This window comes from Marinobacter sp. M5B (assembly GCF_042604615.1).
Taxonomy (GTDB): domain Bacteria; phylum Pseudomonadota; class Gammaproteobacteria; order Pseudomonadales; family Oleiphilaceae; genus Marinobacter; species Marinobacter salarius.
The window spans coordinates 2,050,888-2,063,034 of sequence record NZ_CP156894.1 but is presented as its reverse complement, the minus strand read 5'-3'; the positions used below and the strand labels follow the sequence as shown (position 1 = coordinate 2,063,034).

Sequence of the window (12,147 nt, the reverse complement as noted above, 5' to 3'; positions counted from 1 at the left end):
AAGAAGGCAAAAAGACAATGCAATGCGCTCTGATCTATGACTTCGACGGTACCCTCGCCAAAGGCAACTGCGCCGAACACGGCCTGATGCCGGCCTTGGGTTTGAACGAGCATTCAGACTTCTGGCCGGAAGTGAATCGCAAGAACCGTGAGCGGGACGGCGATGAGATACTCACCTACCTCGGCGAACTGGCCAAGCGCGCCCGCGATGAGGGCAAGCAGGATGAGCTGAAACCGGAGAGACTACAGGCCTACGGAAAGTCCATCCCCCTGTTCCCCGGGGTCGTGGACTGGTTTGACGCCATCAACCGCTTCGCCAGCGACCAGGGTATTGCCCTGAGCCATTACATTGTCTCCAGCGGGCTGGAGGAGATGATTCGCGGCACGCCGGTGGCAAAGCATTTCAAGAAAATTTTCGGGTGCCGTTATCACTATGATGAAGCCACAGGGCATGCCAAGTGGCCCGCTGTAGCCATCGATTACACCACAAAAACCCAGTACCTTTTCCGCATTAACAAAGGCATCGAAAACAGCTGGGACAACGTCACCATTAACGAATACATCGAACCCGGTGAACGCCCCGTGCCCTTCGACCACATGATCTATTTCGGCGACGGTGACACCGATATCCCGGCAATGAAAATGGTGAAGGCGCAGGGCGGGTGCAGTCTAGCGGTGTTCGACGGTGACAAATGGGGCGACGGCAATACCCAGAATAAGATCGAAAAGCTTATCTCCGAAGAGCGGGCCAACTACGTGGTACGGGGTGATTACACATCCGGCAGCCAGCTGGATGTAACGGTTCGAGGTATACTCAGGCTGTATAAGCGGAAGCATGGCTAAATGAACGCGGAGAAAGCCGCCGACTGGATACTGAACGGGAAACAGCAGCGTGATGCCAGAATTGAAAACCGTCGGCCTCTTTTTAGTGACCGCCCTGGCCGAGATCGTCGGCTGCTACCTGCCCTATCTGTGGCTGCGGGAAGGCAAGACCATCTGGCTGCTGATCCCCGGCGCCCTGAGCCTGGCCGCGTTCGCCTGGTTGTTATCGCTGCACCCGACGGCCGCTGGCCGGGTGTACGCAGCCTATGGAGGTGTTTATATCTTTATGGCGATACTTTGGTTATGGGCCGTGGATGGCGTTCGGCCAACGGTCTGGGATCTGGTGGGCACGGCTGTGGCTTTAGCGGGCATGGCCATCATTATGTTTGCGCCCAGGGGCACGTAACGCACTGAGGATATGATGGCGGGCATGACCAACACCACCGTGAGTAAACCCATTTTCTGGCGCGATGCCCGACTGCCCCATGTGGAATTACGCAAGGTCAGCGACGGACGCCAAGTCTGTTATGCCCCTCACAGCCATACGCAATGGTCCATTGGCGCTATTACCGGCGGCGAAAGCACTTATCAGTATCGGGAGAATCTTTTCCATGTCCGCGCTGGTGATCTGGTACTGATGAACCCGGAGTGGGTTCATTCATGCAATCCCATCGATAACCAGCCCTGGGCCTACCTGATGCTGTATGTGGATACCGGATGGCTGACGGATCTGCGGTTTCGGGCCGGGCTGCTGCCAACCCCACACTGGCAGGACATTGCCACTGCAACCTTCTCGGAGCCCATCTGGTATGAACGCTACTGCCGCATGGCAGAGTGTCTTCTGGATGCTCAGCGTGACCTTCTCGACAAGCAGACCGAAGTGGTGGAGTTCCTGTCAGACCTGATGCATGAGTTGGCCCGGCAACCGGTGGTTCAGCAACCAAAGGCGCCGGATACCCTGACTGAGCTGGCGCGCTATCTGGACAACCACATGGCAGAAGACGTATCGCTGGATACGCTCTGTGAAATTTCCGGTTACAGCGCTGGCCACCTGATCCGGGCGTTCCGGCAATATTTCGGGCTTACGCCCCACGCCTATCTTCTCAACCGCCGCATCCAGCTAGGGCGCCTTGAGCTCGCCAACGGCACCCCTATCGCCGAGGCGGCACTGAACGCAGGCTTCGCCGACCAGCCTCATTTCCAGCGCACGTTCAAACGGCTGATGGCGGCAACGCCGAATCAGTATCGACAGTCCTCAACCAGTCACCAGATACAGGCAACTGATCGCAAGCAATAAAGCCAAAGTCCGGTTGATGGTCACCAGCACCGCAGGCCGCTGCACGTATCGCCGCAGGAAAGCCCCCGCATACACCCAGCACGCCAGGGACAACCAACAAATCGGCAGGTAGAGCGACGCAAACAGCAGTATCTGGTTCAAGTCGTTGGCGCTGGTATAGGCGCCGATGCCAGACGCCGAGGCCAGCCAGGCTTTGGGGTTCAGCCACTGCATGATTGCCCCGGTGCCGAAGCCCGGCGCCTTATCAACACCTGTTTCCGGTAGCTGGCCGCTGTCCATGGCCAGTTTTATACTCAGATAAAGCAGGAATGCGACACCGCCCCATCGCAACAACGTCTCCAGCATCGGCACCATGGTCAGCAGCGAATAGAGCCCCAGCCCCACGGCAACGAACAGTGCGATGAAGCCCAGGGTTGCCCCGGTTACGAAGATCAGCCCCCGGGAAACCGGATAGCGGGTGCCACTGCTCAGACAAACAAGGTTGACCGGCCCCGGGGAAATGGACGCCGCCAACGCAAACGCGGACATGGGCAGAATCAGGGAAAGGCTCATGGATGGTATTCTCCGTTCAGGTTATGAGCGGAGTTTGCCCCGAACACTGAAGCGGGTATTGAACAAAATTGCGGTTCGCGAAGAGGTTCCAGGCGATATTTCCCCTGGAACCTCATGCACCGAGTTCAGGCGCGCGCTTCCAGAACAATGTTGAACGGAGTTTCCGCCGCTCTGCGGACCTTGCGGAAACCGCCTTCTTTGATTACTTCTGTCAGCTTTCGCTCTCCCGCCTGAGCGCCGAGCGCAAAACCGGTCTTCTGTGCCAGGGCTGTGGGCACACAGATACTGGTGGATGCTGCGTAGAACAGCCGTCCAACCGGGTTGAAGTTATCACTGAGTTCGTCGGCGGCCATTGGTTCAACCACCATCCAGGTGCCATCCGGTTTGAGTTTTTCGAACACATGGGCGGCCGTACCCGCTGGGTCTCCCATGTCGTGCAGGGCATCAAAACAGGTTACCAGATCGAAATCGCCTTCCTCGAAATCACTCGCCGTCGCCTGTTCAAAGCGCACTCGGCCGGGGTCAAGGCCGTGTTCTTCACGGTGTGCATTGGCAGCGTCAATGGAGCCCCCATGGAAGTCGAACCCCACAAACGTCGAGTTGGGAAACGCCGCTGCCATCAACAGGGTGGAGTGGCCATGGCCGCAGCCAAGATCGGCAACCCTGGCTCCGCGCTGCAGCTTCTCTACCACACCATCCAGGGCGGGCAACCAGCTCTGAACCAGGTTGTGCACGTAGCCTGGGCGAAAGAACTTGGCAACGGCACAGAACATACATTGAGCCTGGTCACCCCAGGCAACGCCTTCACCTGTGCGGAACGCAGCGCGCACCTTTGGTTCGTTCTCGAACGTAGTAAAGGCATTTTCGAAGCCCCCGATCATATAAACCGGGCTGTTCTCATCTGCGAATACCATCGCCTGCTCCGGAGGCAATCGGAAACGCCTGGTTGCCTGATTGTAGTCCAGGTAAGTCGAGGCCGCCTGATGGGCCAGCCATTCCCGTAGATAGCGCTCGGAATAGCCGGTTCTCTCGGCGAGCTCAGACGAGGTTGCCGGCCCGCCACTTTGTAGCTCCCGATACAGGCCTAGCCGATCACCCATCTTGACCAGGGCGGCGCTGTAGGCGCCACCAAGGTCTCCAAGAACCTGCCCGACAAAGGCATTGAGTTTGTTTTCATCAAAAACTTGAGTTGCTTCCATGATCGTTCTCCCGGATTTCGTGGAGGTATGAGGTTGTCGTGGCGACGAACCTACTCTCTTCCCTGAGGAAAACCGGGCACGCAGCTCACATGACCATAGTGGAGGCATTCCGGTTCGGGCAAAATGATCATCCGCCCGGCAAGCATGACTGATCTACCGGAGTTCATGGAACGACCTCTCCCGGCGCCAGGTCGCCGGGGCTTGTCCAACGGCACGCTTGAACGAGCGACTGAACGCTTCTTCCGACTCGTAACCCACTTTATGGGCGATGGTGGCCAGCTTGGCGTTACTTTCAACCAATAGGTTGGACGCCACCTGCATCCGCCAGCATCGAAGATACTGCATGGGTGGCCGCCCAATCAGTTCAACGAAACGCTCCTGCAGCGCCGAGCGCGAAAGGCCGGCATGACTCGAGAGCTTTTCCAGGGTCCAGGCTTCCGCCGGCTGGCTGTGCATCAGGCTGAGAACCCGGCTCAGGTGCCGATCCTTCAAGGCCGCGAGCCATCCGGTCTGCGTTTTCGGCATCGTGCTCAGGTAAAGCCGGATAAGATCCACAAACATCATTTCACTCATCCGTTCCAGAACGGCTTCACCACCAGGCCGTCTCGCGCCAGATTCGGCTTGCGCAAGCCTGGCCAACTGGCCGGTCCAGCTGTTTTCAGACAACTCGCTGGCCCGAGCATGGATAATCCGTGGTAATGACGTGAGCAAAGGATTGAAGGGGCCGAGATCGCATCCCAGAAAGCCGCACAACAGCGTGGCAACTGGCTGGGACATGTCGGTTTCGTCATGAGGAGTGGCCGGACGCACGCGTTTGTTGTCCTGCTGGTGCACCATAAACGGTAAGCCGGCACGCCGTTTGAGATTTGCAATCAGGAATGGAAGGTCGGGCTCCGCCCTGAGTCCGGGAGCACAGGACATCACATGGGCATCACCATGGGGAAAGAGAATGACATCCCCGGCGTTCATTTCAAACGATGGCTCCCCCGTTATGCCTGCCCAACAGGTGCCATGCAGCACAACATGGTATTCCATCAGGTGCTCAGAGGCCGGCAGGACGGTGCCAGAAATCAAGACCGAGGCGGGCGCCTCGATCACCCAGGTACCTGCACATTCAACATGGAAGAACAGTGCTCCGCGCAGGCGAATACGACGAAGCAATCCGGAAAGCACATCCTCGCTCATGACAGTTGCTCCGACCGCAATCCTGTTTCACAGACACGCGACTGCCTATCTGGTCAAATTTCATTCAACCATAACCCGAACAGGAAAGCGCTTTATTCGTAAGGAATGAACTCCGCCTCGTCCCCAACCACCTTATCAAACCGCCCTGCCCGCCAATCGTCCTTGGCTTGTTCGATTCGTTCTTTCCGGGACGATACAAAGTTCCATTCGATAAACCGGCGGCCTACCGGTTCACCGCCGATCACCGCGATGCGGGTGTCTTCCGTAGTGGTGACGGATACGCCCGGTTCACGAGCAAACACAGTCATACTGTGCGTCGGCAGTTCGGAGCCGTGGGCCGTCAGGGCGCCCTGGGCCACGTAAACAGCACGTTCGGGGGCATCGGGCAGCTCGAGTGTCTGCCCGGCCTTGAGGGAGGCTTCCAGATATAGGGTGTCGCTGAATTGTCGCACCGGCGAAACCACACCATAGGCGCTACCGATCATAACCCGTACCGGGACATCCTGGATGGTGATCGCCGGGATGTCGTCACTTGGATAATGATGGAAAGCTGGCTCTGTCTCCTCGTGGTCTTCCGGCAGCGCCAGCCAGAGCTGCAGGCCATGCAGCCGGTGATCCTCTACTGTGATGCTGGGGCGTTCACGTTCAGAATGGGTGATGCCACGGCCGGCCACCATCAGGTTAATGTCGCCGGGGCGGATGGGCTGGAGGCTGCCGATGGAATCCCGATGGAGAATCTCGCCCTCGAACAGGTAGGTCACGGTTGCTATGCCAATGTGCGGATGCGGGCGCACATTGATGCCCTGCCCCGCCGGAAAATCCGCCGGCCCCATTTCATCAAAAAAGATCCAGGGGCCAACCATTTTCCGTTTTGCAGTCGGTAGCAGGCGGCGCACGGAGAAACCACCCAGATCCGTGATGCGAGGGCTCAGTATGGTTTGAATTGCACTGCAGGGTGCCTCGATAGCGTCGCAACGTTGTTCGGCAGACTCCAATACATTACTCACGGCACCGCTCCTATGCGTATGTTCAGGAAGTTCCACATTGCCCCGAATACCTGAGATGTTCAACTATCCAATACAGCTACGGACGTATTTGTTAGTCTCATCGTGTCTACCATTGTTAGAACAGGGAGCGTTTTATGAAAACCATTGGCCTTCTTGGCGGCATGAGTTGGGAATCCACTCAAACCTATTACCGGCTGATCAATGAGGGCGTGAAATCACGTCTGGGCGGATTGCATTCCGCAAAGCTGGTGCTCTACAGCGTGGACTTCGCGGAAATTGAAGCGCTTCAACACCAGGGAGACTGGCCGGCAACCGCCAGAATTCTTTCCGGCGCAGGGCTTTCCCTGGAGAACGCCGGAGCGGATTTTCTGATGATCGGCACCAACACCATGCACAAAGTAGCGCCGGAGATTGAAGAGGCTATCAACATCCCCCTGCTTCACATTGCCGATGCCACAGCGAAGGTGCTGACACAGGACAATATCCAGCGCGTGGGGCTCTTGGGTACACGGTTTACCATGGAGCAGGCCTTCTACCGCGAGCGCCTGGAAGCGGCTGGCATTGAGGTGGTCACACCGGATGCTCCCCAGCGGGCGGAGGTTCATCGGGTCATCTACGAAGAACTCTGCCAGGGCGAGATCCAGGCGGCTTCCCGGGAAACGTATCTGGCCGTCATCAACTCACTGGCCGAGCAAGGTGCGCAAGCTGTCATCCTGGGATGCACGGAAATCGGCCTGCTGATCAAGCAGACCGATACCCCCGTCCCGCTGTATGACACAACGGCGATCCATGCGGCGCAGGCGGTGAATCAGGCCCTCTCGGGGGACTGAATTCAGCAGGGGCCATGCTAGCGCTCGGTCAGCAAGGCAGCACGCTCAATCATTGGGCGCCAGTCCGGTTGCACCGGCAGTTGGAATGTATCCGCCAGCACCCGTTCTATACCATCTGCCTCCAGGACCTCCCGGTGAGTACGGCCATCGGAATAACGGACCGTATAGCGGCCGTTCAGCAGTGTGTAGCGGGCCTCCGTGGTGGTGCGAGCCACCATCAGGTTTCTCCGGAAGTGTGAATCCGGGTGCTCAGCGGTGTACCAGTTGGCAACCTCGTAGTCACCTTCCAGACGGGGTTCTCCAGACAACTCGTAGACGGGCTTCCATTGCTCGTCTATCCACATCTGTAGCAGCATTCCCGGCCCGAACGGGATCAGCCGGAATGTCTCGTGGGAAGTGGCCTGGGGTGCTATCGTGTCCATGCGGAGCGGCGTCGTGAGTACGCAGCCTCCAAAACCCACGTCCACCAGCCACGGCACGTTGTCCACAACAACCCTTAGCGCCATGTGAGAGTATGGCTGCGGGGCGGTCCCGGGTGCTGCATTCCAGCGTACGCGGGCGGAAAGGCCTTCCACGTGGAAACCGATGGCCTCAAGCACTCTTTTGAACAGGCCATTGTGCTCAAAGCAGTAACCACCGCGCCTGCCATGGACCAGCTTGTCTTCTACGGCATCCGGGGCGATATTCACGCCGCGCTCCAGCAGTACATCAATGGCCTCGAACGGGATGGCGTCCGGATGGCGCTCATGGAGTTCTTTGAGAGTCTCCAGGGTCGGTGCCACGGGCCCCTCACGACCGATGCGTGCCAGGTAAGGCTCCAGGTCCACATTCGGTGGGTACGAGCACTCCAGAGCCGTGGCAATCTCATAGACCGCAAAGGGGGCGTAGGTATCCAGGAAGCGCACATCGGCGTTGCGCTCCCGGAACTGTGCTTTGAGGGACTGGCCGGCTTCACCAAGAAGACCCCGCCCAAGAGCGATGAGATCATAATTCCGGGCGTCGTAACGCTCCGTTGCCTTCTCAGGCTCAGCCGTGCCCTGGGCATCGATACCCAGGGCCGTGAGTTCACCCAGCACCGCTTCCAGGACCGCCTCGGAACGCCCCAACACCAGAACACGTGCTCCGTTCAGGGAAATAGAGTCCTCCTTAACTGCTGTATTCATGCCGTTACCTCCCCATAAGGATTGTTAAGCCGGGCCTCACGGATGCTGCCATAGATAACGCCCACCTCAATGTCCTGGCTCATGATATTGGTCTCCTCGCTGTATTGTGGATGTGGTTATGGACGATAAGACCTAAACCTTAGTTTAGGTCAAGCCCCCGATTCACCGATACCCGCGGCCGCATCGGTAATTACTGAACCGTATAGGAAACTCGGGGCTTTCCGCTGGCAGAATTCCGGATAAGAGCGCATCGTTAGGAATCTCGATTACCGCGAGGCCTTTACTTCACCACTCTCTTACTGAGTTACCTATGACCACTGCTACCTGGTTTCTATTACTGGGCGCCCTTCTTCTGTTAGTGGGCTTTACGGCGTCCTACATCAAAAACGGGCCTGCCACGTCAGCCATTGTGTACCTGCTCGTCGGTTTTGTTGTCGGCCCGATGGGCTTTGGACTGTTCCACTTCAACCCACTTGAAGAATCCGCACTGCTGGAACTACTGACCGAAATAGCCGTGTTGATTTCGCTGTATTGCGCTGGCGTTAAAATGCCCGCCCCGGTGACCTTCAGGCGGTGGCGCAACCCCCTGAGACTGGCGGTTGTGTCGATGTCGCTGACCGTGGGTATTGTGGCGCTGTTTGGATACTTCTGGCTGGCCCTGCCCCTGGGTGCTGCCGTACTGCTTGGTGCCGTAGTGGCGCCCACCGATCCGGTGCTTGCCACCGAAGTACAGGTTCGGCATGCCGATGATCCTGACCGGCTGCGGTTTGCGCTAACCAGTGAAGCAGGAATGAACGACGGCAGCGCCTTTCCTTTCGTGATGCTGGGGCTCGGACTGTTAGGTTTGCATGATCTGGGAGATGTCGGGTGGCGATGGTTCGCGGTTGATGTTGTCTGGGCCAGCGGCGCGGGAATCGTCATCGGTATTGTGGCCGGCTGTCTGGTCGGCTGGCTGGTTCAGAAACTGCGCACCACGTTCACCCACTCCGAGTTTCTGGAAAGTTTCCTTGGGCTGGGCCTGATTGCGTTTGCCTATGGCATCAGTCTGCTGGTCAATGCCTGGGGATTTCTGGCGGTATTCAGCGCGGCAGTGGCATTGCGGCATACCGAACTGAAGCTGGCCGGTCTTAAGCAGTCCTATTCAGATGCAACGTCCGGAGAAACCTATCCGGGCGAGGCGCCGCTGGCCATCGCCCATGTGCATCAGAGCTCTCTGATATTCAACGAACATCTGGAGAGGCTGGCAGAAATCGTTCTGGTCCTGCTGATTGGCGGTTCCCTGTTCTGGGATTCATGGAGCTGGCGCGCGGTTGGTTTCGCCGCCTTTCTGTTCTTCGTCGCCCGCCCCATCAGTGTTCACCTTGGCCTGCTCGGCAGCAAGGCGCCGATCCGGTTGCGAAATCTCGCGGGTTGGTTCGGTGTGCGGGGTATTGGTTCTCTCTACTATCTGATGTACGCCATCCAACATGGGCTGCCGGAAAACATTGCCCTGGAGTTGATTCACCTGACCCTGGTGGTGGTCGCCCTGTCGATCCTGGTTCATGGCGTAAGCGTTAAACCGGCCATCGCTCGATTCTGGCGGGCGCGAAAATCGGCGCACTGAAGCGCCCGCCATAGTGAACATTCTGCTCGATCAACGAAGCAGTGGCAGCAACGTGTTTTGCCAGATCGACGTTTCATATTGCTCGCGGAACCACCCAAGATGGCCAATGCGACTTTCGCCAACCTCCTTCGGATGAACTCGGTGCATCGTGACAGCCGCGTGAGTGTAGAAACTGTGCAGTGAATCAACATTCCGCCGGGACATCATTTCGTCATCAGAGAAGGCGACGGCGGAAATGGGTACCTTTACCGCAGCGAACTGCTCGCGCAGTGCCCGGCCTTCTTTCCCCACCGCGTATTCGGGGTCGAGGCACCATTGCCGCCACTGGCGTATCACATTGGGCGGTAAGTCACCCACGATGTTCAGGCGCTTTCCGGGAAAATAGCCAAACATCCGCACACTGACAGGTGCCATGAAGTACCACAAAAACCAAGCAATGCGTTTGGTGGATGGTGAATTCTCACGCCAATAGCCGCTGCCACAGGCGACGGTAACCGCGTGATCCAGATCGTTTACGTTCGGCGTCATACCCAGCAACTGGCCGCCGACGCTGTGCCCAATCCATTGAAGACGCTGCCCCGGGTAATGCTGACGGGCGAAGTCGATAACCGCCCGGCAGTCTTCACTCCCCCACTCCGTCACCTTGACCGGGCAATCCCGAAGATGGCTGTTCAGGGAGGCGCCCATACCGAAATAATCGAAGGTTATCGCGGTAAAGCCCTGGCTGCTCAGATAGCGTGCGAATTTCTCGTAGCAATGCTGCCCCACACCCATAGCGCCAGCTACGATGACGACCGAACTGGACTGAGCCGCAGGAAATACCCGAAGCTGGATTCGATGACCACCCGGTGTTGTGACGGGCACATCCTTTCTATTGGTTGGGGGTAATGAAGACTCCCTGGCACTCATGATAGTTCTCCTGATACTTGCCGAATACCTTGCCCTGGTGTCAGAAATCGTTGGCGAGATGATTGAGGAACTTAAGGATGACGGTCACTTCTTCGTCACTGAAACCCTCGGTCATACGATTGTTCAATTCCGTGATTAGCGGTTTGGCGCTCTCGATTTTCTCGCGCCCGACATCGGTGAGATACAGGCGGGATGCACGGCCATCCCTGTCACAGGTGCGTCTCTCCAACAGGCTCTTGTTCTCCATCCGCCCGGCCAGCCCCGTCAGCGCGGAACTGTTCAGGTGCAGGCTGTGGGCCAGGTCCTTCAGCAGACACCCCTCGTCACCCGCAACCAGCAACAAAGCCCCCACCTGGGTGACCGAAATACCCAGCGCTTCTTCGCTGCGCTGGTCAGCGTGTTTGTATACTCGATGGCGGGCCTTGTTCAGGAGATAGAAAAACCGCTTGTCCATTAGTCATCCAGTTACTTCACATGTGAATCAAATATACTACACATGTGAAATATCTGACAAGCCCGTCAACGCAGCGTTGGACATCCGGCGCAGTCAATTCCTATACTCGAAGTCCATTCCGCTGGAAGACTTTCTTTATGCGCGTTTTCGCCAACCCCGTCGGTTCCGGCTCTCTCTGGTTTGATAATCTTGCTACGGCTGACGGTACGCCTGTGGCCTACGACCCCCAGGCGCGAGCATTTCTACCGATGCCACCCTTCTGCGCCAACCGGGACGTGATTGGCTGCAACTGGATCGCACCGGAGCAAGGCGCTTTCTGTCGCGCCTGTGCAATGACGGCGCTGGCACCAGACCCATCGATTGCTAACGCCATCCCCAACTGGGCCCAAACCGAGGCCTCCAAACGCTGGGTGATCGATAATCTGGGTCGCTGGCACTGGTTTCGCCCGGAAGACCCCGGCGCAAGGCCGGTGTTCCATATGCTCGCCGAGGGCCCTACTCCGGTGCCAATGGGCCACGCCCAGGGCGTCGTCACCATCAGTGTCGCAGAAGCAGACCCGGTGCTGCGCACCACCCGCAGGGAGGCGCTGGAAGAGCCCTACAGAACGATGATTGGCCACATGCGCCATGAGATTGCCCACATGCTCTGGTGGCGTCTGAGCCTGCGTGAGGACTTCCTGGATGCCTTCCGCGCAATGTTTGGTGACGAGCGCATCAGCTACCCGGGCGCGCTTCAGCACCACTATGAGAACGGCCCGCCGCAGGACTGGAAAAAGTTCTACCTCACCAGCTATGCCTCGGCCCATCCCCATGAAGACTGGGCGGAAACCGCGGCGCATCTGTTACACCTGACGGACCTGACCGACAGCTTTGTGGCCTCCGGTTTAACCTCTCCGGAAGTGCCAGGTCCGAACTGGGATCCCTATTCAGAACCAGACGCCCAGCGTTTGATCCATATCGCCGCGTCCATCGCCATGGGCGTGAACCATGTAAACCGATCAATGGGTCTGTCTGACCTGTACCCCTTTGTTCTGTCGGATTTCGCGCGCCACAAGCTGGCGTTTGTGCATGACTGGCTTCGCAGGGGGGCCCAGGGGCTCTGAATAGCAGAACTTGCATAAAAAAAC

At 57.9% G+C, this 12,147-nt stretch carries 13 protein-coding genes; 6 read left to right on the top strand and 7 right to left on the bottom strand.

Going from position 1 to position 12,147, the window contains the following annotated elements; translation table 11 throughout:
* Positions 1–17 precede the first annotated feature (17 nt).
* The 3 genes from AAGD24_RS09310 to AAGD24_RS09300 are packed head-to-tail and all read left to right on the top strand — an operon-like array spanning position 18 to position 2,118.
* Positions 18–842, top strand: a complete 825-nt coding sequence (locus AAGD24_RS09310; protein ID WP_151981969.1) for a haloacid dehalogenase-like hydrolase — start codon at positions 18–20, stop codon at positions 840–842.
* Positions 843–894: 52 nt separating this feature from the next.
* Positions 895–1,227, top strand: coding sequence for a YnfA family protein (locus tag AAGD24_RS09305; RefSeq protein WP_305937091.1), 333 nt, complete (start codon positions 895–897; stop codon positions 1,225–1,227).
* A 24-nt stretch (positions 1,228–1,251) separates the two neighbouring features.
* Positions 1,252–2,118 (top strand): helix-turn-helix domain-containing protein, encoded by an 867-nt coding sequence (locus AAGD24_RS09300; protein WP_379867218.1) that lies wholly within the window; start codon positions 1,252–1,254, stop codon positions 2,116–2,118.
* Here the strand turns inward: AAGD24_RS09300 and AAGD24_RS09295 are convergent.
* The 4 genes from AAGD24_RS09295 to AAGD24_RS09280 form a co-directional block, all read right to left on the bottom strand.
* Complete coding sequence (locus AAGD24_RS09295) at positions 2,077–2,670, bottom strand: LysE family translocator (RefSeq protein ID WP_379867217.1); 594 nt, start codon at positions 2,668–2,670, stop codon at positions 2,077–2,079. The two genes, AAGD24_RS09300 and AAGD24_RS09295, sit on opposite strands and share 42 nt — an antisense overlap.
* Positions 2,671–2,795: 125 nt before the next feature.
* Positions 2,796–3,869 carry a class I SAM-dependent methyltransferase gene (locus tag AAGD24_RS09290; RefSeq protein ID WP_379867215.1) on the bottom strand — a complete coding sequence of 358 codons (1,074 nt, stop codon included), beginning with the start codon at positions 3,867–3,869 and terminating at the stop codon, positions 2,796–2,798.
* 153 nt (positions 3,870–4,022) lie between these two features.
* Complete coding sequence (locus AAGD24_RS09285; RefSeq protein WP_379867213.1) at positions 4,023–5,054, bottom strand: AraC family transcriptional regulator; 1,032 nt, start codon at positions 5,052–5,054, stop codon at positions 4,023–4,025.
* A gap of 92 nt (positions 5,055–5,146) precedes the next feature.
* Positions 5,147–6,061: a pirin family protein gene (locus tag AAGD24_RS09280; RefSeq protein WP_379867211.1), complete on the bottom strand. Its 915-nt coding sequence runs from the start codon at positions 6,059–6,061 to the stop codon at positions 5,147–5,149.
* Positions 6,062–6,195: 134 nt separating this feature from the next.
* On the opposite strand from AAGD24_RS09280, the gene AAGD24_RS09275 reads away from it, so the two are divergent.
* Positions 6,196–6,891, top strand: a complete 696-nt coding sequence (locus tag AAGD24_RS09275) for an aspartate/glutamate racemase family protein (RefSeq protein WP_379867209.1) — start codon at positions 6,196–6,198, stop codon at positions 6,889–6,891.
* 17 nt (positions 6,892–6,908) lie between these two features.
* On the opposite strand, the gene AAGD24_RS09270 is transcribed toward AAGD24_RS09275, so the two are convergent.
* Positions 6,909–8,054, bottom strand: a complete 1,146-nt coding sequence (locus tag AAGD24_RS09270; protein WP_379867207.1) for an arylamine N-acetyltransferase — start codon at positions 8,052–8,054, stop codon at positions 6,909–6,911.
* Positions 8,055–8,364: 310 nt separating this feature from the next.
* Here AAGD24_RS09270 and AAGD24_RS09265 point away from each other — a divergent pair, with 310 nt between their 5' ends.
* Entirely contained in the window at positions 8,365–9,657 is a 1,293-nt protein-coding gene (locus AAGD24_RS09265) for a sodium:proton antiporter (RefSeq protein ID WP_091641968.1), read from the top strand.
* A gap of 30 nt (positions 9,658–9,687) precedes the next feature.
* Here the strand turns inward: AAGD24_RS09265 and AAGD24_RS09260 are convergent, their stop codons facing one another.
* The gene (locus tag AAGD24_RS09260) at positions 9,688–10,566 is read right to left on the bottom strand and encodes an alpha/beta fold hydrolase (RefSeq protein WP_379867205.1); all 879 of its coding nucleotides are present in this window, start codon (positions 10,564–10,566) and stop codon (positions 9,688–9,690) included.
* Between the two features lie 40 nt (positions 10,567–10,606).
* Positions 10,607–11,020, bottom strand: coding sequence for a MarR family winged helix-turn-helix transcriptional regulator (locus AAGD24_RS09255; RefSeq protein WP_126812940.1), 414 nt, complete (start codon positions 11,018–11,020; stop codon positions 10,607–10,609).
* Positions 11,021–11,157: 137 nt separating this feature from the next.
* Here AAGD24_RS09255 and AAGD24_RS09250 point away from each other — a divergent pair, with 137 nt between their 5' ends.
* Positions 11,158–12,123, top strand: a complete 966-nt coding sequence (locus tag AAGD24_RS09250; protein WP_041333119.1) for a putative zinc-binding metallopeptidase — start codon at positions 11,158–11,160, stop codon at positions 12,121–12,123.
* The last annotated feature ends 24 nt before the right edge of the window (positions 12,124–12,147 follow it).